Below are 24,081 nucleotides of genomic sequence, written 5' to 3' on the forward strand. Positions count from 1 at the left end.
TCCTGGCTCGCCGGATGCCGACGCCTGCACCGTCGCTACGAGCGCAAGGCCGAACACTTCCTGGCCTTCGTCGGCATCGCCGCAGCCCTCATCAGCTACCGCCGACTCACCAACTGAAACGACGTCTAAGGAAACACCATGATCAGGATAGGCATCATTCTCGGCAGCACCCGTCCCAACCGCAACGGCGAGCAGGTCGCCAAGTGGGTCCACGACGCCGCCATCCAGCGCGGCGACGCCGAGTTCGAGCTCGTCGACCTGCGGGACTACCCGCTGCCGCACCTGGATGAGCCGCTGCCCCCGGCCATGGGCCAGTACCAGAACGAGCACACGAAGGAGTGGGCGGAGAAGATCGCCTCCTTCGACGGGTTCATCATGGTGACGCCCGAGTACAACCACTCCACCTCGGGCGTGCTGAAGAACGCCATCGACTACCTCTCCGCCGAGTGGGCCAACAAGGCGGTCGGCTTCGTCTCGTACGGCGGGGTCGGCGGTGCCCGGGCCGTGGAGCACCTGCGGCTGGTCGTCGGCGAGCTGCAGATGGCCGACGTGCGTCAGCAGGTGGCCCTGTCGCTGATGACGGAGTTCGAGAACTTCAGTGTCCTCAAGCCGGGCGAGTACAACGTTCAGGCGCTCGGCGTCCTGTTCGACCAGGTCATCGCCTGGAGCACCGCTCTCGCACCGCTGCGCGACGCCGCCTGACCCACCAGGCACGCCCAGGCCGGATGTCGGGCCCGACCGCAGAGGGCCCGGCTACGGGTTGCCCAGCCCCGGCAGGAGGCCGCGCAGGGTCGCTCCGATGACGGCGATGCCCTCGTCGATCTCGTGGGCCGGGCCCGCCGCGTAGCCGAGGACCAGGCCCGGAGGGCCGGGCGTGATGCGGTGCCAGGACAGTGGGTGCACCTTGACGCCTCCTGCGAGAGCGGCCGCGGCGAGGTCGGTGTCGCGGAAGCCGCTGTCGCGAGCGCCGCTCCGTGGGTCGCTGAAGGTGACCATCAGGTGCAGGCCGGCTGCCGCCCCGTGGACGCGGGCGCCGGGCAGATGCCTGTCGATCGCTCGCAGCATCACGTCCCGGCGTCTGCGGTGGCGCTGCCGGACATGGCGCAGGTGCCGTTCCAGCTCGCCCGAGTCCATCAGGCGAGCGAGGACGAGCTGGGTGAGGACGCCGTTTCCGAGGTCGGCGTACCGCTTGGCCGTCACCAGGGCGTCGCGTCGGTCCGGCGGTACGAGGAGCCAGCCCACTCGGAGCGCGGGCGCGAGCAGTTTGGAGACGCTGCCCGCGTAGCAGACGCCGTCCGGCAGCAGCGAGCGCAGCGCCGACACCGGCGGCCGGTCGTAGCGGTGCTCGGCGTCGTAGTCGTCCTCGATGACCACGCCGCCCTCGGCCGCCCAGCTCAGCAGCTCGCGACGGCGTTCCCCGTCGAGGACGACTCCGGTGGGGAACTGGTGTGCCGGGGTCAGCAACACCGCCCGGGCACCGCTGGCACGCAGCGCTCCCACGTCGAGGCCGCCCGCGTCCACGGGAACGGGCACGATCTCGTGGCCGCCGTACTCCAGTTGCTGGCGCGCTCCGAGCGAACCGGGATCTTCGACGGCTATGCGGCGGATCCCGTCCGCCCACAGGATCTGCCCGAGCAGGCCGAGAGCCTGCGCCACACCCGCGACGACCACCACCTCCTCCGGGTCGGCCCGAATGCCGCGGTTGCGGGCCAGCCAGCCGACCACGGCCCGGCGAAGTGCGGGAGCACCCCGGGGGTCTCCGTAGCCGAAGTCGGCCGGGCCGACGCCCGCGAGGACGGCGCGTTCGGCGCGCAGCCAGCCGGTGCGGGGGAAGGCGGCGAGGTCGGGGACGCCCGGGGAGAGGTCGATGCGGCAGGGCAGGGCGCGCAGGGCGTCGATGAGGCCGTCGCGGTCGCCCGAGCCGAAGAGCGCGGGTCCGGCCCCCGCCGCAGATCCGGCCCCCGCCCCGGATCCGGCCCCGGTCCCAGGTGGTCCGGCCGCGTCGCGGTCGCGGTCGCGGGGCGCGGCGGGAGCCGCCACGACCACCGTGCCGAGCCGGCCGCGCCCGGCGATCTGGCCGGACTCGGCGAGGCGCCGATAGGCCTCGGTGACCACGCCGCGGGTGACACGCAGCTCTTCGGCGAGAACGCGACTGGTGGGCAGTCGTGCGCCGATGGGCAGCCGGCCGTCGGCGATGGCCGACCGCAGCCGGTCGGCGAGCCAGGCGGTACGCCCGCCGGGCGGCGCCTCGCCGATGTCCAGCTGGAGGAAGTCCGAGCCGACGACCGCGCCGGGGGCCGCCGTGCCGTCCACCGGCGCGTCCGCTGCCGCCGCCGTCGGGCGTGGGCTTTTGGACCCCCGTGCCGATGGGTTTGTGGACCTGTCCATGGCGTCCATTGTCACGGCAGCGTGAGCGGTATGGACACACCTTCCGCTTCGTTCACCAAACTCGTGCCCGGCATGGTCGGGATGACGCTGGTCGGCAGCAGCGTCACCGTCTCGCGCACGCTCGTCGACGCCCCGCTGTTCACCACTCAGGCGGTCCGGTACGCGGCCGCCACCGTGATCCTTCTGCTCATGGCCCGGCTCACCGGTGCTCGACTGCTGTGGCCCCGTGGACGGGAGTGGCTGTGGCTGGTGGGGATCGCGGTCACCGGTCTGGTGCTGTTCAACGTGGCCGTGGTCCGGGGCGTCGGCCATGCGGAGCCCGCGGTGGTCGCCGTAGCGGTCGCGTGCGTACCGGTGGTGCTCGGCGTGGTGGGCCCGGCGCTGGAGCGGCGCAGGCCGAGCCGGCAGGTCCTGTTGGCGGCGCCGGTCGTCATGGCGGGCGCTGTGCTGGTGGAGGGGACGGGTCGCACGGATGCCGTGGGGGTGGGCTGGGCGATGGTGGCCCTGGTGTGCGAGGCCGGGTTCACACTCCTCGCGGTGCCGGTGCTGCGGCGGCACTCGCCGTGGGGGGTGTCCGTGCACGCGATGTGGCTGGCCGGTGTGCTGCTGGCCGTTCTGGGCGTGACCTCGGAAGGTCCGTCGGCGGTCCGGGAGTTGTCCGGCTCGCAGTGGGCTGCCGTCGGTTATCTGGCGCTGATGGTGACGGCGGTCGCCTTCGTGGTGTGGTACTCGACGGTCCGCGCCGTCGGGGCCGGACGTGCCGGGCTGCTCACCGGCATCGCACCGCTCTCCACGGCGGTCGTCGGCGCCGTCTCGGGCAGCGGCGCGCCGGGACCGTCCGTATGGCTGGGCATCGCCGTGCTGATACTCGGCCTGGTCGGTGGCCTGCGCCCACACGGCGGTACCGCCCGGGGCGCCACAGCCAGGGATCAGTCGGCCACGGCGGACTCCGCACCCGCCTCGGCGCGCTCCACGTAGCGGACGCCCGCAGGGGCAGAGTTCCGGCAAGCCCTGCAACGGCGTAGGCGGTGCAGCGTCTGAGCCGAATGCGCTCATCTCCCGCTCAAGGAGGAACACCGTTCAGTGCGCGGGCATACGCGGGGCCGCTCAGTCCCTCGGGTCGACGCGGAGAACGAGGTCGAGCAGCCCGGGGAAGCGCGCGTCGAACTCCTCGCGGCGCAGGCGATTGACCCGCCGGGGCCCCTCGTCGCGCTGTTCCACCAGGCCGGCGCCGCGCAGGACCGAGAAGTGGTGGCTGAGCGCGGCTTTACCGACCGGCACGTCGAAACTGCCGCAGCTGCGTGTCCAGTCGGCGGAGCCCGCCAGCTCGCGGATCAGCTGGATGCGCACCGGGTCGGCGACCGCGGACAGCGCGGTCAGGACGGACACGTCCTCGGGATCCGTGTGCACCGGCGCCGCACGGTGACTACCGCCCGCAGCCTGGTTCGACATGCCCCTCTCCTCACTTCTGCGCCCTGCGGAGCGCGCTCCGCCGCTTGCTGAGTGTTCGATGAATATCTTACAGTGCGAGTGTTCGCTTTCCATTGAACACTTTGCAGAAGGGTGCGTTCCGGTCATGCGCGCAGTGGAGTTCCAGGAGTACGGCGGCCCCGAGGTGCTGGAGGTCGTGCAGGCGCGCATCCCCGAGCCGGGGCCGGGCCAGGTGACCATCGACACCACCTATGTCGGTGTGAACTTCGCGGACCTCAAGGCACGCGCCGAGGGCTACCGGGTGCAGTCGCTGCCCTTCCGCCCCGGCCTGGAGGTCTCCGGACGGATCCGGGCCGTCGGCAACGGCGTCGAGGGACTGCGTCCGGGACAGGAGGTCGTCGCACTCGTCGACGGCGGCGCTTACGCCGAGGTCGTGGTCGCCGAGAGTGCCACGGTCTTCCCGCTTCCGGAGGGCCTGGACATGAGGACCGCGGCCGCCCTGCCCACCGTGCTGCCGACGGCGCATGCTCTGCTCCACGAGGTGGGGCGACTGCGCGCCGGGGAGAGCGTGCTGGTGCACGGCGCGGCAGGCGGCATCGGCACGGTGGCCGGACAGCTGGCACGGGCGGCCGGCGCCGGCGCGGTCTACGGCGTGGTCTCCTCCCCGGACAAGGCCGAGCACGCCGTCAAGCACGGCTACGACGAGGTGTTCACCACTGGCACCTTCGCCGACGACGTCCGCCGCGCCACCGGCGGCAGGGGCGTCGACCTGGTACTCGATCCGGTGGGCGGTGACACGCTGCGCCGTGGTCTCGACGTGCTGGCCGTCTTCGGACGCCTGGTGTCCTTCGGCAACGCGAGCGGGGCGGAGCCGTGGCACGTCGGCCAGCCCGAGCTGTACGCGCAGGGCCGCTCCGTCGCAGGCTTCTCCATCCTGGCGCTCGCGCAGTCGGCGCCCGACGCATTGCGCTCGCTGGCCGGGCGCGCCTTCCGCAAGGTCACCGACGGGACCGTGCACCTGCCCGTCACCGCGGAGTTCGCGCTGTCGGACGCGGCCGAGGCCCATCGGCTGATGGGCGGGCGCACCTCGACGGGCAAGCTGCTGCTGCGGACGGCCGACTGAGCACGCCCCGACGGAGACCGGGGGCGGTCGGTCAGTCGCCGCCTCGGCGGGTGTGCGCTTCGGCGAGGAGGAGGTAGCTGCTGGCCGTCCAGGTGTAGGCACGGTCGCGCAGACCGGTCCCGGTGAGGGCGTCGAAGTTCTCGGCGAAGCCGTGGGTCTCGCACAGGACGCGGAAGCGGGCGCTGATGTCGTCCGCCAGTCGGAGGTGGCCGGCCCTGCGCAGGCCGTCCTCGATGAGGACGGTGGCCGGGGCCCAGATGGGGCCGCGCCAGTAGCCGTCGGCGAGGTAGTGCGGTGAGGTGGTGAGTTCGGTGGCCAGGCCGTACGGCGTCAGGTGGGTCTTGATCCGGTCCGCCAGTGCGCTGCCGACGTGTCCGGGCAGGTGCTCGCCCAGCACGATGGGCATCAGGTCGAGGAGGCTGGTGCTGCTCCAGGTGTCCCCGCTGTCGACGCCGCGGGCGACGAACCTGTCTTGCGTCCAGAGCTGGTCGAGCAGCGCCGACTGGGCGGCATCCGCTGCCCGCGTCCACCGGAGCGTCTCATCAGTCCTCCCCAACTCGGCCGCCAGACCGGCGAGTTCCCGCATCTGGAGGATGAGGAAGGCGGCCAGATCCGCGGTCACGACCACCCGCTCGGGATCGAAGGTGGTGGCGTTGTCCCAGCCGCTGTCGTTTCCGTGCTGGTAGTGGGCCAGTTCGCTGCCGGGGGCTCGCCGTGCGGTGAGCCAGAAGTCCGTCCACCGTTCCAGCCGGTCATAGGTCTGGGCGAGTTCGGTGTGGCTGGGAGGTGTCGGCAGACGGCGGCGCAGGTGACCGTGGGCCCATCCGTGGATGGGCGGTTTGACGAAGTTGTACAGGACCTCGGAGTGGGTGACCGAGTCGGGCAGGGCGCCGCCGGGTTCCTGGTGGTCGAAGGGCAGGGCGAACTGGTCCAGGGCGAGTTCGGGGCATCCGGGGGCCAGGGCGAGCGCGTTGAAGCAGTGGTCCCAGCTCCACACCTTGTCCATCCAGTGCTTGGACATGAGCACGGCAGGCCGGGTGACCAGGCCCGTCGGGCGTACCGTGGCCGACCAGAGGACGTAGGCGGCGAGTTCGGCGGCCGGGGTGGCGGATGAGCGCCAGGGCGCCACCGCCTCGGCGAAGTTCGCGAACGAGCTCCGCGCGGACGCCGCGATCTCGCCGAAGGTCGCCGAGGACGCGTACGGCGGGCGGGACGCGTCGAGTTCCTCGATCGCGATCTCCCAGGTGCCGTTCACTCCGCCGGTCGTGACGAGGCCGCGGTCGCTGCTGCCGAGCGCCTGGCCTCCGGCCGTACGGGCCGCGGTGCCGGAGAGCACGGTGACGCGGTAGCGGCGTCCGGTCTCGTACGACGTGAACACGTGCGCGTCCGCCGCCGGGTCGCGGAAGAAGTACGTGCCGCTGAACGGGGTCAAGGTCTCGGCGGCTGCGGACACCTCGATGTCCAGACCGGTCCCCCACAGGCGTACGGTGTCCGGCGACTCGAAGGCGAGGTCGACGCGCCCGCCCTCTCCGATCCAGCTGAGCAGGCTTGGTGTCGCCTCGACGCGGGTCTCGGCACGGTCGCCGGTCCCCGTGTGCAGGGGGACCAGGCGCAGGACGGCGTGCATGCCGTTCTGGTGGGAGACGAGGTGGAGGTCCTCGGCGTACGTCTTCTCCGCCACCACGGGCGAGATGTCGAACCAGGATCCGTGTGTGCTGAACGGGATGTCGTGGACGGAGAAGGCCGGACCGGGGCGGGCGGCGGTCATAGGGTGAGACTCGTTTCTCGAGCAGGGGAGATCGGCGGTCCGACGGGCGGACGCTGGAGCCGTGACGAGGTGTGAGGCGGTCAGTCCTTGACGGCTCCGGCGGTCACACCGGCGGCGACATAGCGCTGGGCGAGGACGAGGATGACCGCGGCCGGCAGCGAGGCCACGACGGCGGTGGCCATGATGGCGTTCCACTCCTGGTTGTTGTTGCCGATGTAGTGGTAGATGCCGAGGGTGATCGGCTCGTGGGCGCCGCCGCCCGCCAGCGTGCTGGCGAAGACGAAGTCCGACCAGGACCACAGGAAGCCGAACAGCGACACCGTGACGACGGCGTTGCGGCTCATCGGCAGGACGATCGACCAGAAGGTGCGCAACGGCCCGGCACCGTCGGTCTTCGCGGCCTGGAGCAGTTCGCCGGGGATGCCGGACATGAACGCGGTGAAGATGAGGACCGCGAAGGGGACGGCCAGGGTGGAGTCGGCGACGATCAGGCCGGGGACCGTCTGGAGCAGGCCGAGCTGGAGGTAGATGGCGTAGAAGCCCATTGCCATGATGATGCCGGGGATCATCTGCGCGGCCAGCAGGACGAAGCTCAGGATGCCGCCGCCGCGCGGGCGCAGCTTGGCGAGGGCGTAGCCGGCCGGTGCGGAGAGGACGACGGTCAGGACGACGGTGCCCAGGCCGATGACGAGGCTGGTGCCGAGGTAGGGCAACTGCTCGTCGAGGACGGTGCGGTAGCCGGCCAGCGTGCCGTGGACGGGAAGCAGGTCCGGTGGGCTCTTGCGCATGTCCTGGTCGCGGGTCAGGGAGACGTTGATCATCCAGTAGACCGGGAAGAGCATGATCGCGGTCAGCAGCAGACCGACGGCCGTCTTGATCCACGTACGGCTGGTGCTTCGGTTCATGACAGCGCCTGCTTTCGCTGGGCCCGGACGTAGACCAGCCCGAACACCAGGGCGGCGACCACAAGGAGGTTTCCGACGGCCGCGCCCGGGCCGAAGGCGGGCAGGAGATTGCCGAAGCCGAGCCGGTAGGACCACGTGGCGAAGGTGGTGGACGAGTCCGCCGGGCCGCCCTTGGTCATGATCCAGATGATGTCGAAGACCTTGAGCGTGTAGACCAGGCCCAGGAGCAGCGTGATCGCCGAGACCGGACGGAGCAGCGGGAAGGTGATGCTCCAGAACCGGCGCCAGGCACCCGCCCCGTCGAGGGCGGCGGCCTCGTACAGGCCGGCCGGGATCGACTGCAGCCCGCTGTGGAGGATCACCAGGTTGAAGGGGACGCCGATCCAGATGTTGGCGATGATCACCGAAGTCAGCGACCACGACGGCGAGGTCAGCCAGCTCACCGGTCCGATGCCCATGACATGCAGGGCGGCGTTGACGATCCCGGAGTCGCTGTTGAGCATCCACGACCAGGTGGACGCCGACACGATCAGCGGCAGCAGCCAGGGCACCAGGAACAGGGCACGCAGGGTCGCCGACAGCCGGAAGTGCTGGTTGAAGAAGACCGCGAGGGCCAGACCGATGGCGTACTGGAAGGCCAGGCACACGGCGGTGAACACCATGGTGTGCAGCAGGGCCGGGGCGAAGGTCGGGTCGTCGAAGACGGTCCGGTAGTTCTTCAGGCCCGTGAAGGGCGCGTTGCCCTGTACGAAGGAGCGGACCGTGTAGTTGCGGAGGCTGAGATCGATGTTGCGGTAGAGCGGATAGGCGTAGAAGAGAGCGAGATAGAGGGTCACCGGGGTGAGGAAGCCCCAGGCGGCCCATTGCGTCGAGGTGGGCCGACGCCGTGTCCTGGTGCGGGCCGGGGCCGGGGCGGCGGTGACCGCCCCGTTCCGGGCGCGCTCGGACCGGTGGTCCGGCAGCTGTGTCGTGTGGTTCATCCGAGGTCCGGCGGATCGTGGCTACTTGGCGGCGGACTGCGCCGCGGCCAGCGCGTCCTTGGGCGACTTGGACCCGCTGAGGGCCGACTGGACGGCCTTCCACAACTGCTCGGAGATCTTCGGGTACTTGGTGCCGAGGTCGTCGCTGGTGCGTCCCTTGGCCGACTTGACCGCGTCGACCCACGGCTTCAGCTTCGCGTTCGCCGCCACTTGTTTTGCCTGCACGTCGCTGGTGGGCGCCACGTAGGACAGCGTGGTGTCGGTGTCGTACAGGTTCTGGGTGCTGGTCAGGCAGGCCGCCAGCTTCTCGGAGGTGGCGTAGCGGCCGGTGTCGCTCTGGACCGGGATGGTGACGAACTCGCCGCCGGTCGGGGCCGCGGCGGTGCCTCCCGAGGCGGCGGGAATGGGCAGCACCCCGTAGTCGAAGCCGGCCTTCTCGGCGTTCGCGAGCTGCCAGGTGCCGTTCTCCGCGAACGCGTAGTCACCGGTGGCGAACTCCTGCCAGCTGGTCGTCTGCGTGTTGTTGAGCACCGAGTTGGGTGCGTAGCCCTTCCGCAGCCAGTCCTTCCAGAGCGACAGGGCGGAACCGCCCTGGGCGGAGTCGAGTTCGGTCAGCTTGGCGCCCGCGCCCCAGAACCACGGCAGGAACTGGAAGCTGCCCTCCTCCGTGCCGATCGCCGAGAAGGTGACGCCCTTCTTGCCCGCCTTCTTGACCTTCTCCAGTGCCGCCGTCAGCGACGTCCAGTCCTTGACCGAGGCTACGTCGACCCCGGCCTCCTTCAGCACCTTCTTGTTGTAGTAGAGCGCGAGCGTGTTGGCGCCGATCGGTGTGCCGTACGTCTTCCCGCCCGACTGGCCGGCCGCGAGCAGGTTGGGGTCCGCCTTCGAGGTGTCGAGCTTGTTGTCGTCGGTCGTGGTGAGCACGCCCGCCTCGGCCAGGGTCGACACCACCGGGTTGTCCACGATGAGGACGTCCGGTGAGTTGCCCTGCTGTGCCGCCAGCAGCGTCTTGTTCGCCAGGTCACTGGTGTCGAACCCGGTCCGCTTGATCTTCACGCCGGCCTGGGTGCCGCACTTGTCGAGCAGCTTGGTCCACGCCGAGCCGCCCGCGAACTGCGGATACGGATCCCAGACGGTGTACGTGCCGCTGTCCGCGCCCTTGGTGCTGGTGCTGCCCGAGCCGGAGGAACAGGCGGTGCCGACGAGGGCGACGACTGTCGACAGGGCGGCGGCGGCAAGGAGCCGTCGGGAGGAGCTCTGCATGGCGGGTCCTTCGTTTTGGGCACAGGGATGCCGTGGGAGGGGCGACGTGGGGGAAGCGGGCACGCCGAACGGCGGTGGGAGACGGATGCCCGGTGTCGGGAGGAGGGAGGGAGAGAAGGAGGGAAGGAGGGTTGCCGGTGCGGTGGGCGTGAACGTGCGGTCAGGAGTGCGGGGCCCCGGCGGAGGGCGGAGCAGCGACCACGGGCCCGGTGCTGGCCCGCAAGGAGATCGGCGGCGTGAGCAGGTGGTGCCGGGCGGGGGCGTCAGGATGGTCGAGCCGTTCGACGAGCAGGTCGACGGCCAGGCGGCCCATCTCCGCCGCCGGTACGTCGGCCGCGGTGAGCTGCGGGGTCACCGTCTCCGCCCACCGGCCGGCCACGACCCCGGTGACGGAGAAGTCGCGCGGCACATGGCGGCCCGCCTGGGCGAGCCCCCGGTACAGGCCGCCCAGCGCGGCCTCGTTCAGTGTGACCAGGGCCGTGGTGGCCGGCTCGTCGTACAGGATCTGCTCCAGGCATGCCTGGCCCGATGCGGCATCGTCCCCACAGCAGTAGGTCCGCACCGTCAGCCCGCGCTCGGCCGCGGCCTTGGTGAACCCGTCCAGTCCCCGGTGTGCCGACTCGTACCCCGCCCGCAGGAGCTGCTCGGGACGGTTGACGAAGGCGACCCGGCGGTGGCCGAGGTCCGCCAGGTGGTGGACGCACGCTTCCGCCAGCGCGGTGTGGTCCAGGCCCACCCACCAGCCGCCCTGCGGGCGGGCGGTACGGCCGATGGTGACGGAGGGGAAGTCCAGGGCGGCCAGGTGATCGACCCGGTCGTCCTCCAGCCTGATCTCCATCAGGATCGCCCCGTCGACCCGCCGCTCCCCCAGCAGCCGCTGGAACGAGCGGTCACTGTCCACGCCGCTCGGGGACAGCAGCACGTCGTAGTCGTAAGCCGCCGCGGCCTCCACCACACTGCCGATGAAATCCAGCTGCATCCCCGTGTAGTGGTTCCCGGCCGGCGGGAAGACCAGACCGATCGTGCTGGTCCGGCCGTTCGCCAGGGCGCGTGCGCTGGCGTTGGGCCGGTACCCCAGCTCGTCGATCACCTGCTGGATCCTGCGGCGGGTGTCGTCCGACACGGGGCGCTTGCCGCTCAGCGCGTAGGACACGGTGCTCCGCGAGACACCGGCCCGCCGGGCGATCTCACCGATGTTCACGGCGACTCCTTGCTCGAACCGGTTCAACACCCGTCGGAGTGAGTGGCTTCCGGTCGCCAGGGGACGGAATGAGGTACGAGGCGAGGACCGGTAGTCGAACCGGTTCGCGTGAAGTGAAGGTAGGAAGGCGACGCACATCTGTCAACACTTCGGACTCGCACCTTCGCAGCCCCGCACGACTCCCGGAGATCTCCGTCGGAGGGATTGCTGGTCGTCTGTCCCGGTGCTAGCTTCGCCGAACCGGTTCGATGAAGTGATCAACCCGGCAACCGCGAGTCCGCCTGCTCCATGGCCGTGAAGCACGGGCCCGGCGTTCCGGGCTCCCTCACGAAGTTCCCCCGCTCCTTGACGCACGTGACGAACCAGTTCGACAGCCTGCTCGCTCAAGGGATTGAGGACGCGATCGATGTCATCCGCTGACAGACCAGTCCGGCCACGCCGGGCCCCGGCCGCCGTCGCCGTGGCCCGCGGCGCGGGCCTGCTGACCGCGCCGGCCGCCGCCGCACAGGCGGGGGACCCGCCCCAGCCCACTGTCCATTACAGCTTCGACCAGGACGACCTCGCCTCCGGCAAGATCACCGACAGCTCCGGCAACGGGCTCACGGCGAGCCTGGTGAACGGCTCCACCGCCCACTCCGTCACGGGCGCGGACGGTGGCAGCGCTCTGGCCTTGCCCGGCGGCGCGCCCGATTCCCAGGGCGCGTACGTCCGTCTGCCCCGCGAAGTGCTCGGGGACGCGGCCGACCTGACGGTCTCCGCCCGCGTGAAGTGGAGCGGAGACGACTCGTCCTGGCAAAGGATCTTCGACCTGGGCACCGACACCACGAAGTACCTCTTCACCACCCCGTCCCACAACGGCGGCGTCCTGCGCACCGCCGTGACCACCGGGGGCGGTGGCGCGGAGGCCCAGGTGAGCGGCTACGCGGCGCTTCCCGCGGACCAGTGGCGAACCGTCACCGTCACCCTCGACAGCTCCGCCCAGCGCGTCACCACCTACCTCGACGGTGTCGCGGTCTCCTCCGCCGCGACCGGCCTCAAGGCCAAGGATCTACTGGACGGTTCCGCCACGGCCGCCGGTTACATCGGCAAGTCCTTCTACCCCGACCCGCTGTTCAAGGGCGCGATCGACGACTTCACCGTGTGGCACACCGCGCTCACCCCCGAGCAGGTGGCCGGCACGGTCGGGCACGTGCCCACCCTCCAGGAGCTCTCGCAGACGTCGTTCGAAGTCCGTACGACGACGGGGACCGCCCCGTCTCTCCCGGCCGCCGTCCGGTCCTCCTTCTCCGACGGGTACGACCGTGACACGCCGCTCGCCTGGGACGCCATCCCGTCCGAGAAGTACGCCCGGCCGGGGACCTTCACGGTTGCGGGAACGGCGTCCGGGCGCGCGGTGAAGGCAACCGTCACCGTCGTCCGCGAGGGACAGCTGGATGTCGACCTCGGCTCGGACACCGGCGCCTTCCACGGCGGCGCCTCCGGCACCCTCTACGGCGTGTACGGGCCGGACGTCCCCACCCACAACCTCATCGAGGGGATGGGCCTGCGTACGGTCTCCACGAAGGCGCAGGACGGCCCGCAGCATCCCGGCGCCGACGCGTTGGAGGTGGTCGGGCCGCTGGCCGACTCCACCGATGGTGACGTGTACATCTACATGACCGACATCCACCGCGGCTTCCCCTACGAGTGGCCGGGCAACACGCCCGAGGAGAAGCTCAAACTCTACGAGGAGAAGATCGCGAAGCAGGTCGACCAGGTCCTGCGGCTGCCGGCGAAGTACCAGGACAACATCGTCTTCGTGCCGTTCAACGAACCCGAGGGCAACATGTTCGGCACCGGCCAGTGGAGCTACGACAAGGTCAGCTGGCTCAACGACCCGCACGACTACTTCGCCGCCTGGGACGGGGTCTACAGGCTCATCAAGGGGAAGATGCCGAAGGCCCGCGTCGCCGGCCCCAACACCAGCGTTCTCTACGACCAGGTGAAGGGCTTCCTCACCCATACCCTGGCCGCCGGCACCCTCCCCGACGTCATCACCTGGCATGAGCTGAGCCACCCCGAGGCGGTGCGCGCCAATGTCGCCAAGTACCGGGCGTGGGAGAAGGAACTGTTCAAGGGCACCAGTCGTGAGGGCACCCGACTCCCCGTCAACATCAACGAGTACGCCTTCAACTACCACACCTCCGTACCGGGCGAGATGGTGCAGTGGGTCTCCGCGATCGAGGAGTCCAAGGTGGACGCCGACATCGCGTACTGGAACATCGACGGCAACCTCTCCGACTCCGCGGTGCAGTCGGGTCGCGGCAACGGCCAGTGGTGGCTGCTGCACTCGTACGCCTCGATGAGCGGACACACCGTGAAGGTGACACCACCGTTCCCCGGCGAGAACTACACCATGCAGGGCGTCGCCACACTCGACGAGGACAAGCGGCAGGCGCGGCTGCTCTTCGGCGGATCCGCCGGCAACGGCCACATCACCTTCGGCAATGTCCCGAAGACAGTCTTCGGGGACCGCGTGCACGCCTGGGTCCGGGAGATCGAGTGGAGCGGGCAGATCGGCGACTCCTCAGGGCCGAAGCTGCTCACGGAGACGAACCTGAAGGTCGGTGACGACGGCAGGGTCGTCGTCGACTTCGGCGACGGCGCGCTGCCGAAGCTGAAGGAGTCCTCGGCGTACGAGATCGTGCTCAGCCCGGCCGGCGAGGCCAAGGGCACACAGACTCCGCCCGTGCGCTGGCAGGCGTCGTACGAGGCGGAGGACGCCGCCCACACCGGGTCCGGCTACTCCAGGAACGGCCCGGAGGGGTCACCGCGCGACGTGTCGAAGTTCTACACCTCCGGTGGCTACGACGTGGGCGGCCTGCGCACGGGCTCCGACGTCACGCTCGGTTTCACCGTGGACGTGCCCGAGGACGGCACCTACGACCTGAGTGTCTTCGCCAACTCCCTCAACACCTTCGACAAGGTGAAGGAGCAGGGCCCCACCAACGTCTTCCTGCGCGTGGACGGCAAGGCGGACGGCGAGCAGGAGCTGTACCTGCCGCTCGGCTACAAGTGGGTGGTCTGGGACCACACCGACACCAAGATCCACCTCACCGAGGGCAAGCACACCCTCACGCTCGCCGCGAAGAGCCTCGACGGCAAGCGCGCCACCAAGGGCGACGCCATCGTCGACCGCCTCACCCTCTCCCTGCCCGCGCCTTCGGCCGCCACCCAGGTGTACGAGGGCGAACTGGCCTGGCTGGGCGGCGGGGCACGGCCCGTCTACGACCTGTCCGCACACGCCGGAACCCCCGCCACCGGCTCGGGCGCGGCCCGGCTCCCGCGAGGCGCGACGGCCACGTTCTGGGTCTACTCCCCCGCCGACCGGGAAGCGACCCTGGGCGTCGACACTCTCGGCGCCGCGAACGCCCGGCTCTCCGTCAACGGACATGACGTCGCGCACGTGACCCGGGGCCATGGAAGCGTGGCGGTCTCCCTCTCGGGCGGCATCAACAAGGTGACGCTCACCGGCGGTTCGTCCGCCACCCTCGTCGACCGCCTCACGGTCACGCCGACCGAGGGCACCCTCACGGCACGTACCTACGAGGCACAGGACGCGAGGCTCACGGGTTCCGCCACACTCACCCCGCTCTCCCTGGCCACCGGCGGCACGGCGATCACCGGCATCGGAGGCGATCCCGGCAACGGCAACACCGCGACCTTCACCGTCGACGCCGACCGAACCGGCCTCTACGCGCTCCGCATCCGCTACTCCAACCCCGAACAGTCCGAAGCCACCCACTACAACCCCGACCCGCTCGCCCGCCACGCCGACATCACCGTCAATGGCGGCGACATGCGGCGCGTCAGCTTCCCCCACACCTTCCACCAGAACAACTTCTGGGAGCTGACCGTCCCGGTCCACCTCACGAAGGGACGGAACACGATCACCTTCCGCTCCGAGGAACTGCCGAACTTCGACGGCACCACCTACGCCTCGGACACCTTCCCCGGCATCCTGCTCCGCTCCCGCTACGCACCGCTGATCGACCGGATCACCATCGCGCCCTACGCACGGGAGCTCCGATGAGGTGATCACCACCGGCGGGCCGGCGGAGCCGTGCAGGAAGTCACCGCCCCGCTCCGGCCGGCCCGCCGGGCTGGCCACCGAGGCCGTCCGCTTCACGGGCGAGTGGACCGCGCGGAGCCTGCGCAAGGAGCCGGCGGCCGGTCCGGTCGCCGGCCTGCGGGCCTTCCTCGCCCTGTGGCGCAGGATCGTCGTCGACAGCGACTTCCGGGCCGGCTGTCCCGTACTCGCCGTCTCCATCGAGGAACCCTCCAGCGACGAGACGCCGACCGCCCTCGCGGCCGCCACCGACGTCTTCACCAGATGGGAGAGCCTGCTCGCCGACTCGCTGCCGTGAGCCCGGCGCCGAGCATGATCAGGCGGCTCAGCTCGCGACACTCATCGTCGCGGCCGTCGAGGGGACCGTGGCCATGTGCCGCGCCAAGCGCAGCACCCAGCCCCTCGACCACACCGCGGAGCAGCTGCAGGCCCTCGTCCTCGCCACGGTCAAGGACTGAGTCGACCCGCGCAGAGTGCCGGGTCGGCATCCGCCGGCGGCCACCGACGCCCGTCATGTCCCGCTCGCGCTCGACGAAGTGCACCTGGAACCCGGTCCGGGCGGCGGCAGTGTCCACGTCACCGGCGGAGACCGCTGCCTCAGGGACGCCCGGGAACGGGATGCGTACTCGCCAGGGCTTCCACGGCTGCCGCGACCTCATGAGGGCTCGAGATCATGGTCAGGTGGCGGGCTCGGGGAATGAGGGTGGGCGGCGGTGCGCCGATGCGCCGGGCGGTCTCCTGCGGGGTCTGCCTGCTGAACACGTCGTCCTGCGCACCGAACACGACCGACTTGGGGATGCGGAGGGCGGCGAGACGGGCCACCTGGTCGGCAGGGAGGCCGGGCACCCCCTGGCCCAGCATGCTCCAGAGAGCGGCCTCGGCTCCCGGCACCTCCAGCGGCCGACGCCACTGATCCAGTCCGGTGGCATCGAGGGGCGGGCAGGCCGGTCCGCACTGGGCGTCGTACACGGAGCGGATCAGCCGGTCGGCACCGAGACCGATGCGCAGCAGGCTGGTGCGGTAGGGATCGATCAACACGTACTTGAGGGCGGACGGTGCACCGGCGCCGGTGTCCAGGGCGTCACCGTCGAGCAGCATCACACTCCCGATCCGACCTGGGGCCCGCAGCGCCGCCTCCGCGACGACTGCGGCTCCGCTGGAGTGGCCCACCAGCAGGGGACGCTCGCCCGGGCCGCCGAGGTGCATGGCGTCGAGGAAGCCCAGGAGCTGCTGCGTGAAGTGTCCGACGGTGTACGGGCCGCGGCGTTCGCTGTAGCCGTCTCCGGTCAGATCCAGCGCGTAGACCCGGTGATCCCGCGCGAGGAGCGGGGCGAGTCGTGACCAGGTGTCCACCTGCTCGAAGGCACCGTGGACGAGGACGACGGGTGAGCCGGTCGTGCCCCAAGTCTGGTAACGGGTGCGGACATCGGCCGCCTGAACGTATCGCAGCCCCTCAGGAGGCTCAGCACGCCGTGAGGTGCACGCGTTGTAGATGAAGGAGGCCGTGGTGACGACTGCCAGCAGAACGGCGCAGCTGAGCGCTGCGCGTCGCAGCCACCGCCTGGTCCTCGGGCGGCGCCGCTCGGGTAGGTGATGCGCGGCGTCGGCATCCGCCGACGGGGACTCGACTGGTCCGGCCTGGGGGTCGGCATCCACGTCGGTTTCCTTCCTGCCCTGGCCCGCAAGCCCGACGGCTGTCACGGTCACGGATGATGCGGAACGGCTGTCACGGTCACGGATGATGCGGACGCGGCGAGAAACGCGCACGCTTGTCGCCGCTGCCCACATGATCACCCCATGCGGGACCGGGAACATCCACCGAGAGGCGTCAGTACGCGTACTCCCGTGGGCGTAACTCCCCGCTCGGGCTGCGGCGCGTGCCTCAGACGGCGGCCGAGCGGCACCGACGGCGGCACGGGGGCGGTGACCACCTCCGCGACAGACCTGACCGGCACTGCGCAGCGGCGAGATGTTCCGCAAGCGCATGCTGGGCATGCGCGACATCCTCCTCGCCCCGGACGCCGCCCTGGTCGACCAGGTCCGCTGCGTCAGCGCCGTCTTCACGACGCACGCCGGCATGATCGCCCTTGACGATCTCCCGGGTACCGGCGAGGAGAAGCGCAAGGCGGTCCTGGAGGTCGCGACCACCCTGGTCACCGGGGCACACCTGGGCGGGCACACGTCCTGGAGATGCCCTGGCGGCCCTCTCAGGCCGAGCCCCCGCTGTGCATCACGTCCCGCAGCCGGGCGGACGTCGGCGCGGTGAGTTTCGTAACGCGCCCGATTCACCGGTCATCCGATCGATCCCACCGGACCGCCACACGCGCCATCCTCGCAGCATGACTGACACCCCCCGCCCCCATTCCACAGAACGCGAGCCCGGCCCCGAGCCGGCCGACACGCCGATCGGCGCGACCCGCAGGACGGTCATGGCCGCGCTGGGCGGTACGACCCTCGGAGCGGCCGCTCTGGGTCTCACGGCCGTGCAGGCGACGGCAGCCGCAGACCGGAACAGTGCGGCCCAGGCCCAGGCCCAGGCCCCGGCCGGGCCGGCCGCCGACTGTGTCCTCACGCCGGAGCAGACCGAGGGGCCCTACTACCTGGACCTGGAGACGGTCCGCAAGAACATCACCGAGGGCAAGCCCGGCGTGCCGCTCACCCTCCGCGTCAAAGTGATCGACACCACGACCTGCTCCCCGCTGCCCGGCACGGCGGTCGACATCTGGCACTGCGACGCTCTCGGCGTCTACTCCGGATACGTGGCAGGCGGCTCCACCCCGGACACGACCTTCCTGCGCGGGGTGCAACTGACCGACTCCACCGGAGTCGCGGAATTCACCACCATCTACCCCGGCTGGTACGTCGGCCGTGCGCTCCACATCCACGTCAAGACGCATGTCGGCGGCACCGTCACCGGCGGCAGGTACCAGGGAGGCCACGTCTCCCACACCGGCCAGCTCTACTTCCCGGAAACGTACAACAGCAGGGTCGCCACACTGACCCCCTACCGGAACAACACCGCCACCCGCACGCTCAACGCCAGGGACGGCATCTACCGCAACGGCGGATCCTCCACCTTGCTGACGCTCACGCAAACCGGCAGCGACCTCGGCAAGGGAGTGACCGGCACCGTTGTGCTCGGCATCGATCCTGACGCCGTGCCCTGACGCTCCCGCCGGAGCGGTAGCCGGTCCGCTGCGACGATGCCGGCTACCGCCGCTGCGGCGGCCCACCGCCCACGCCCGCCGCTCGGCGTCGCGTGCGGGGGCGGGAATGGGCGGCACGGAATCGGGGATGACCGGAGCATGACATGTGAGGCGTGCGGCGCACCACTGACCGGTCGACCGCTCGGCGGTCGACCGGCTCGCTACTGCTCCGGCGCATGCAGACAACGGGCGTTCAGGCAGCGCTCGGCCCGCCCGGATACCCGCGGGACGCAGACGGGCACGTCAGCGCCCACACGGAGCGCCGCCTCCCCGGCGGCCCAGGGCCGCGGTCTGCCACGGGCCCTCGACTCCTTCGTGGGCCGACGGGCGGAGCTGTCGCGGCTGCGCACCCTGCTGAGGACGTCACGGCTCCTGACCTTGACCGGTACCGGCGGCGTCGGCAAGACGCGGTTGGCTCTCGAGTTCGCCAAGGGCCTGCCCGGCCGCCACGGGCGGGTGGACCTGGTCGAACTCGACGCGCTGCACGACGGCGCCGCGCTCGCACAGTCCGTCGCCGCCGCGCTGGCCGTGGGGGAACGGGCGGGACGGTCCGGTGTCGACGTCCTGGTCCACGCGATCGGCGACGCCCGTCGGTTGTTGATCCTGGACAACTGCGAGCACCTGGCCGATCCGTGCGCCCGGCTGATCGCGACCTTGCTGAGTCACTGCCCCCGGCTGCGGATCCTGGCCACCAGTCGAGAGGCCCTGCGGGTGCCCGGGGAAACCGTGCTCCGGGTCGGTGAGCTGTCGCTGCCGCCGACCGATGCCGAAGACGACCCGGTGGTCCTGCTGCGGGCGGACGCCGTCCGGCTGTTCGTCGAACGGGCCTCCAGTTGCTCACCAGGATTCACGCTCCATCGCGGAAACGGCCGGACGGTTGCCGAGATCTGCCGCAGACTGGACGGCCTGACGCTCGCCGTCGAGTTGGCGGCACGCCGGGCCGGAACTCTTCCGCTGAGTGACATCCTGGCAGGACTGGACGACCAGATGTCCCAGCTGTCCCTCTTGACGGGCGGACACAGGACCGGGCCCGGGCGCCACAGCGAACTGGCCGCGGCGATCGACTGGAGCCACCGACTGCTCGATCCGGCCGAGCAGGCGGTCTTCCGGCGTCTTGCTGTCTTCGTCGGCGGGTTCGACACGGCTGCGGCGCGGGCGGTCTGCGCCGGTGACGGCATCGCTCCGTCGCAGATACTCGGCATCCTGTGTGCCCTCGAGGCCAAGTCCCTGATCGCACGTCACTCGGGAGGAGACGCGCAAACCGCACGATTCAGACAGCTGAGCGCCATCCGCGCCTACGCCCTGGAGCGCCTGCTCGCATCCGGCGAGCTGCACGTCACCAGGCACCGGGTCCTCGAGTGGCTCAACGGACTGGCAGACCGGGCCGGTGACGAGGTGTTCCCCGACCAGGCCGGCAGCCCGCTGGCCGTGGAGCGGGACAATCTCGCGGCGGCCTTGGCCGACATCACCGTCCGCGACGGTACCTCACGCCCACGACTGGAACTCGAACTGGCGCGTGTGCGCTACGAGCAGGAACAGCCGTCAGCCGCACGCGCGCTGCTGACGGGTCTGCTGCGGGAAACCGGCGGCCGAGCGCTGGGCGGGGCGGTGGCGGCGCTTGCCGCGCGCGTGGCCTGTCAGCGGGCCGACCTGGCACAGGCGCTGCGCCTCGGCGAGCAGGCGGTGGCCATGGAGCGCACGCGCAATCACCCCGCCGGACTCGCCAACGCCTTGGACGCGCGGGCCGCGGCGCGGCTGTGCCGAGGGGAATTCGCCGCGGCCGTCGCGGATCTGCGTGAGGGCCTTGATGTCGTCGCCACGCTGGGCAGACCCCAGGACACCGCCTGGTGCACCCATCACCTGGCGTGGGCGCTGCTCCAAGCGGGCGGGGCACTGGAGGCCGACAAGCTCATGTCCCGTTGTCTGCCCGTGCTCAGGGAGCACGCCCCCTGGACGCGGGTCGCGGCCGCTCTGCACACAGCGGGCGCCGTGCGGCTGGCTCTGGGGCATCTGGAAAGTGCCGAGGCGCTGTTCGCCGAAGTGCTGCGGATCGTCCCCGAAGCAGGTTTTCACGCGCTCTACCCGGTGGAGGGCCTGGCTCTCGTGGCCGCCGAATGCGGTGACATGCGGCGAGCCCTCCTGCTGTACGAGGCGAGCGCGCAGGCACGCCGCCGACTCGACACCGTGTCCGAGGCTCCGTGGCGACGCCAGGTGGAGGGAACGGTGGCTCGTGCCAGGACAGAGCTGCCGGCAGCTGCTCGGGAGGCAGCCGTCAGTGGCGGCCGCCGACTGCGCGGGGATCGGCTTGTCGCGTACGCGCTGCGGACAAGGAGCGAGGAGCGCCGAGCGACGACCGGCGCCGTAGCGGTCGTCGACGACCGGTCCAAGCTCACCGGGAGGGAGTTCATGGTGGCCGAGCTCGTCGCCGACGGGCTGACCAACCGGCAGATCGCGGAACGGCTCGGTCTTTCGACGCATACGGTTGCCACGCACCTGGACAAGGTGCGCGACAAGCTGGGCATGCGGTCGCGCACGCAGATCGCCCTGTGGGTGGCCGCGCGAACCAGGGCCGAGGACACGTCCGGATGACGCGTCACCACACTCAGCGGGCGTCGCGGCACAGGACCGGTTGAACAGCCGCCTCGCCGGTGTCCGAAAGATCCTTCTCGACCCCGCTCGTCGATCCGCCGCCGTCGGCCGATCTCCGCCGGGGGAACCGCATCGACCCCGAAACGTGACCACCAAGATACTCACAGGAATACCAACCAGTCGGTACGGTGCGTGACCTGGAGTGCTTCTCCCGTTCACCCTCACGGATCAGAGCCGCAGCGAAAGGCCAGGCGATGAGATACGCCGACGAGAACCAGTACCCGCCACCAGGACCGCCCGGATGGCAGCCGCCCCGCACCGAGTCCCAGTCGTACGGGCCCGACATCTCCCGAAACGACTGGTACGGGCGCGCCGCTTGGGACGAGCCGTATGCGCACCAGGCGCCTGCGCGCCACGCCGACCTCACCGCACTCCGGTCGGCATACCGCCTGCTCCGCCGGATCTCCACGCTGACCGCGCTCGGCTCCTTCGTGGTGTACGTCCTGCTGTCCTGCTGTGCGCCGGACCTGATGGGGTGCAAGATCGCCGGGGAGCTGAGTCTGGGAATGGCCCTGGGGGTCCTCCAACTCGTCGTCACCTTCGCGGCGGTCTTCTGGTACGGACGCAGCGCACAACGCTCGGTGGATCCGCTGGCCCGCGCCGTCAGGGAGCGGACGGTCCCCGCCGGCCGGAACGCGGGAGTGGCGAGATGAACCACTTCAGCTCCGGGACGCAGGCGTCCGTTCTCCTTCTCTTCACCGCCCTGGTCACCTTGACCTTGCTGATGTGCGTGATGGCGGGACCGGACCGCGACGACCTGGCGAACTTTTACACGGGCTACCTCTCGCTCACCCCGCTCAAGAACGGCTTGGCCATCGCGGGTGACTACATTTCCGCGGCCACGGTGCTGAGTACCACCGGCATCGTCGCGCTCGCCGGATACGACGGCTATGTCCTCGCGGTCAGCACGGCCTTGTCTCTGGTACTGCTGATGTTCCTGCTGGCCGAGCCCCTCCGCAACGCCGGCAGTTTCACCATGGGCGACGTCCTTGCCCGCAACATGCCCGGGCGGGCCGTGCGTGTCGCCGCCTGCCTGGTGACGCTTTCGGCGACCATGCCCTTCCTGGTCGTCCAGCTCTCCGGAGCCGGGTCACTGCTCACCTTCATCCTGAACATCCCGCACGTGGCGGGCGCCAGAACGGCGTGCATCGTCATCGTCGGCAGCCTGATGATCGTTTACGCGGCGATCGGCGGTATGAGAGGGACCGCGCTGATCCAGATGATCAAGATCGTGATCCTGATCGGTACCAGCGCCGTCGTCGCCGTCCTGATCCTCAACCGCTTCCACTGGAACCCGGACGAACTCCTCAGGGCCGCCCAGCAGGGCAGCGGTGCGGGCCCCGCCTTCCTCCAGCAGGGCCTTCAGCTGGGCACCTCGGCCGGTGAGCGGCTGGACTTCATCGGTCTTCAGATCACTGTGGTCCTCGGCGTGGCCTGCCTGCCCCACATCACGATGCGTCTGTACTCCGCGCAGGACGTGCCGGCCGTGCGGCGCTCCATGTCGTGGGCGGTCGGCACGGTCACCACGTTCTGCCTGATCGTGATCATCATGGGTACGGGCGCGGCGGCACTGGTGGGATCGCGGTACATCACCGCGGCCGACCCTCAGGGCAGGACGTCCGTGCTGATGCTGTCGCAGACGCTCGGCGGGGCACCCGGCTCCGCGGGCGCGACGATTCTGTACTCGGCCGTGGCGGGCATGGTCTTCATCACCCTGCTGTCGTCGGTGGCGGGGATGACCCTGGCCACGGCCTCCTCGCTCGCCCACGACCTGTTCGCCCATGCGGCGCGGAGGGGGCAGGCGGAGCCGCGTACGGAGATGACGGTGGCGGTATGGTCGAGCGTGGCCGTGGGAACCATTGCCATCGGGCTCGCCACCGTGGTCCAGAACTGGGACGTCGGCGTGCTCACCACCGCGGCGATCTGCGTAGGGGCGTCGGCGGTGGCGCCGGCGCTCACCTACTCCCTGTTCTGGCGAGGATTCACCCGCACCGGCCTGCTTGCCACCCTCTACGGCGGTGCGGCCTGCGCGCTGCTGCTGATGGTCTTCTCCAGGGCCGTTTCGGGCACGCCGTCCGCCGTCTTCCCGAACGCCGACTTCGACCTGTTCCCCATGCAGTCCAGCGGACTGGTCTCCGTCCCGTTCGGCTATCTGGCCGGCTGGCTGGGCAGCCGCCTGGACCACCGGCGCCGCGCCGCGGACAGCCGAGAGACCCGGTGGCTGTACGAGGAGAGCGAGGCGCGGCTGCTCGCCGCAGCCGACTAGCCACAGCGGCGGGGCGGGCTGCACGAGCGGTTCTGGTGCCGCCGTTGCAGTCCGCCCCGTCAGGTCAGGCTCGACGGGACGATCCCGTAACGGCGCATCTTGCGGTACATCGTGGCCCGGGAGATACCGGGGTCCTGTGCGGTGCGCTGCACGTTGGAGTTGTGCTCCATCAACCCGCGCAGGATGGCGTCGCGTTCGAGCGCCTCGATGGTGGTCAGGACCTTGTGCGAGGACACCCGGCATTCCGGCGGGAGGTCCTCCGCATGGATCATCGGGCCGGAAGGCCGCCGCGCCAGTGCGCGCATCACCGACTCGAGCTGCCGGACGCTCTCCGGCCAGGGGCATCGCTGCAGCATGGTCAGGGCCTCCGGGGAGAACCTGCTCTCACCGCCCGGCCGGTACTTGCGCAGGAAGAACCGCGCCAGGTACTCGATGTCCCCGTGGCGATGGCGCAGGGGCAGCACCTCCACCAGAACGCCGCAGAGCGGGTCGAGCTGGTCGTCGGTGCCGACCATCGACGGCTGGCCGGTCAGGACCAGTTGCCCGGTGGCGGTGCCGTCCAGGTGCGTCAACAGGTTCTTCAGGCGCTTGCGCAGCTGGTCGCCCAACAGGTGGACGTCACGCAGGACGAGCACGTTGGACGGCACGGCGAGCAGCTCTCCGATGTCGCGCGCTGACCTGCTGATGCAATGTAAGCCCAGTGAACCCGGTGGGGCAGCGGCGGTCCCGCCCACCGTGTGGCGCGGCGTGGCCCGGGTCCGGTCCGTAGACCGCTTCACCGCTGCTGCTCGCC

At 70.5% G+C, this 24,081-nt stretch carries 18 protein-coding genes and 2 pseudogenes; 11 read left to right on the forward strand and 9 right to left on the reverse strand.

The features are described from left to right. Positions 1-117: pseudogene (locus SY2F82_RS17650) on the forward strand (IS5/IS1182 family transposase); the annotation flags it as partial. A 21-nt stretch (positions 118-138) separates the two neighbouring features. Then, positions 139-702: an NADPH-dependent FMN reductase gene (locus SY2F82_RS17655; RefSeq protein ID WP_200420059.1), complete on the forward strand. Its 564-nt coding sequence runs from the start codon at positions 139-141 to the stop codon at positions 700-702. Between the two features lie 51 nt (positions 703-753). Here SY2F82_RS17655 and SY2F82_RS17660 read toward each other — a convergent pair whose 3' ends face one another. Beyond that, on the reverse strand, positions 754-2,397 hold the full coding sequence (locus SY2F82_RS17660) for a PLP-dependent aminotransferase family protein (RefSeq protein ID WP_200420060.1): 1,644 nt from the start codon (positions 2,395-2,397) through the stop codon (positions 754-756). Positions 2,398-2,418: 21 nt separating this feature from the next. On the opposite strand from SY2F82_RS17660, the gene SY2F82_RS17665 reads away from it, so the two are divergent. Continuing rightward, positions 2,419-3,366 carry a DMT family transporter gene (locus SY2F82_RS17665; RefSeq protein ID WP_200420061.1) on the forward strand — a complete coding sequence of 316 codons (948 nt, stop codon included), beginning with the start codon at positions 2,419-2,421 and terminating at the stop codon, positions 3,364-3,366. Positions 3,367-3,495: 129 nt separating this feature from the next. On the opposite strand, the gene SY2F82_RS17670 is transcribed toward SY2F82_RS17665, so the two are convergent. Beyond that, entirely contained in the window at positions 3,496-3,840 is a 345-nt protein-coding gene (locus SY2F82_RS17670) for a helix-turn-helix transcriptional regulator (protein WP_200420062.1), read from the reverse strand. Between the two features lie 124 nt (positions 3,841-3,964). Here SY2F82_RS17670 and SY2F82_RS17675 point away from each other — a divergent pair, with 124 nt between their 5' ends. Further along, complete coding sequence (locus tag SY2F82_RS17675) at positions 3,965-4,942, forward strand: zinc-binding dehydrogenase (RefSeq protein ID WP_200420063.1); 978 nt, start codon at positions 3,965-3,967, stop codon at positions 4,940-4,942. Between the two features lie 31 nt (positions 4,943-4,973). On the opposite strand, the gene SY2F82_RS17680 is transcribed toward SY2F82_RS17675, so the two are convergent. The 5 genes from SY2F82_RS17680 to SY2F82_RS17700 form a co-directional block, all read right to left on the reverse strand. Next, a complete protein-coding gene (locus SY2F82_RS17680) occupies positions 4,974-6,710 on the reverse strand; it encodes an amylo-alpha-1,6-glucosidase (protein ID WP_200420064.1) in 1,737 nt (578 codons plus the stop codon). 80 nt (positions 6,711-6,790) lie between these two features. Beyond that, positions 6,791-7,615 (reverse strand): carbohydrate ABC transporter permease, encoded by an 825-nt coding sequence (locus tag SY2F82_RS17685; protein ID WP_200420065.1) that lies wholly within the window; start codon positions 7,613-7,615, stop codon positions 6,791-6,793. Then, a complete protein-coding gene (locus SY2F82_RS17690; RefSeq protein WP_200420066.1) occupies positions 7,612-8,595 on the reverse strand; it encodes a carbohydrate ABC transporter permease in 984 nt (327 codons plus the stop codon). Before SY2F82_RS17690 ends, SY2F82_RS17685 begins: the two co-directional genes overlap by 4 nt. Positions 8,596-8,616: 21 nt before the next feature. Further along, on the reverse strand, positions 8,617-9,858 hold the full coding sequence (locus tag SY2F82_RS17695; RefSeq protein ID WP_200420067.1) for an extracellular solute-binding protein: 1,242 nt from the start codon (positions 9,856-9,858) through the stop codon (positions 8,617-8,619). Positions 9,859-10,018: 160 nt separating this feature from the next. Continuing rightward, positions 10,019-11,059 carry a LacI family DNA-binding transcriptional regulator gene (locus SY2F82_RS17700; RefSeq protein WP_200420068.1) on the reverse strand — a complete coding sequence of 347 codons (1,041 nt, stop codon included), beginning with the start codon at positions 11,057-11,059 and terminating at the stop codon, positions 10,019-10,021. 406 nt (positions 11,060-11,465) lie between these two features. Here SY2F82_RS17700 and SY2F82_RS17705 point away from each other — a divergent pair, with 406 nt between their 5' ends. Both SY2F82_RS17705 and SY2F82_RS39910 read left to right on the forward strand, forming a co-directional pair. Beyond that, on the forward strand, positions 11,466-15,131 hold the full coding sequence (locus SY2F82_RS17705) for a LamG-like jellyroll fold domain-containing protein (RefSeq protein ID WP_200420069.1): 3,666 nt from the start codon (positions 11,466-11,468) through the stop codon (positions 15,129-15,131). Between the two features lies 1 nt (position 15,132). Next, complete coding sequence (locus SY2F82_RS39910) at positions 15,133-15,465, forward strand: TetR family transcriptional regulator C-terminal domain-containing protein (protein WP_374707172.1); 333 nt, start codon at positions 15,133-15,135, stop codon at positions 15,463-15,465. Between the two features lie 299 nt (positions 15,466-15,764). Here SY2F82_RS39910 and SY2F82_RS17715 read toward each other — a convergent pair whose 3' ends face one another. Further along, the gene (locus SY2F82_RS17715; RefSeq protein WP_200420070.1) at positions 15,765-16,823 is read right to left on the reverse strand and encodes an alpha/beta fold hydrolase; all 1,059 of its coding nucleotides are present in this window, start codon (positions 16,821-16,823) and stop codon (positions 15,765-15,767) included. Between the two features lie 298 nt (positions 16,824-17,121). Between SY2F82_RS17715 and SY2F82_RS17720 the strand changes: the two are divergent. The 5 genes and pseudogenes from SY2F82_RS17720 to SY2F82_RS17740 form a co-directional block, all read left to right on the forward strand. After that, positions 17,122-17,433 (forward strand): annotated as a pseudogene (locus tag SY2F82_RS17720) (hypothetical protein); the annotation flags it as partial. 73 nt (positions 17,434-17,506) lie between these two features. Then, a complete protein-coding gene (locus SY2F82_RS17725) occupies positions 17,507-18,334 on the forward strand; it encodes an intradiol ring-cleavage dioxygenase (RefSeq protein WP_200420071.1) in 828 nt (275 codons plus the stop codon). A 354-nt stretch (positions 18,335-18,688) separates the two neighbouring features. Continuing rightward, a complete protein-coding gene (locus SY2F82_RS17730) occupies positions 18,689-20,962 on the forward strand; it encodes a LuxR C-terminal-related transcriptional regulator (protein WP_236041591.1) in 2,274 nt (757 codons plus the stop codon). Positions 20,963-21,216: 254 nt separating this feature from the next. Further along, positions 21,217-21,675, forward strand: a complete 459-nt coding sequence (locus tag SY2F82_RS17735; protein ID WP_200420073.1) for a DUF485 domain-containing protein — start codon at positions 21,217-21,219, stop codon at positions 21,673-21,675. Then, complete coding sequence (locus SY2F82_RS17740) at positions 21,672-23,288, forward strand: cation acetate symporter (protein WP_200420074.1); 1,617 nt, start codon at positions 21,672-21,674, stop codon at positions 23,286-23,288. The genes SY2F82_RS17735 and SY2F82_RS17740 overlap by 4 nt, the downstream gene beginning before the upstream one ends. 59 nt (positions 23,289-23,347) lie before the next feature. Here the strand turns inward: SY2F82_RS17740 and SY2F82_RS17745 are convergent, their stop codons facing one another. After that, positions 23,348-23,935 carry a helix-turn-helix domain-containing protein gene (locus SY2F82_RS17745; protein WP_236041592.1) on the reverse strand — a complete coding sequence of 196 codons (588 nt, stop codon included), beginning with the start codon at positions 23,933-23,935 and terminating at the stop codon, positions 23,348-23,350. Between the last annotated feature and the right edge of the window lie 146 nt (positions 23,936-24,081).

The sequence above is a fragment of the Streptomyces sp. Y2F8-2 genome (assembly GCF_014905555.1).
Taxonomy (GTDB): Bacteria; Actinomycetota; Actinomycetes; order Streptomycetales; family Streptomycetaceae; genus Streptomyces; species Streptomyces cynarae.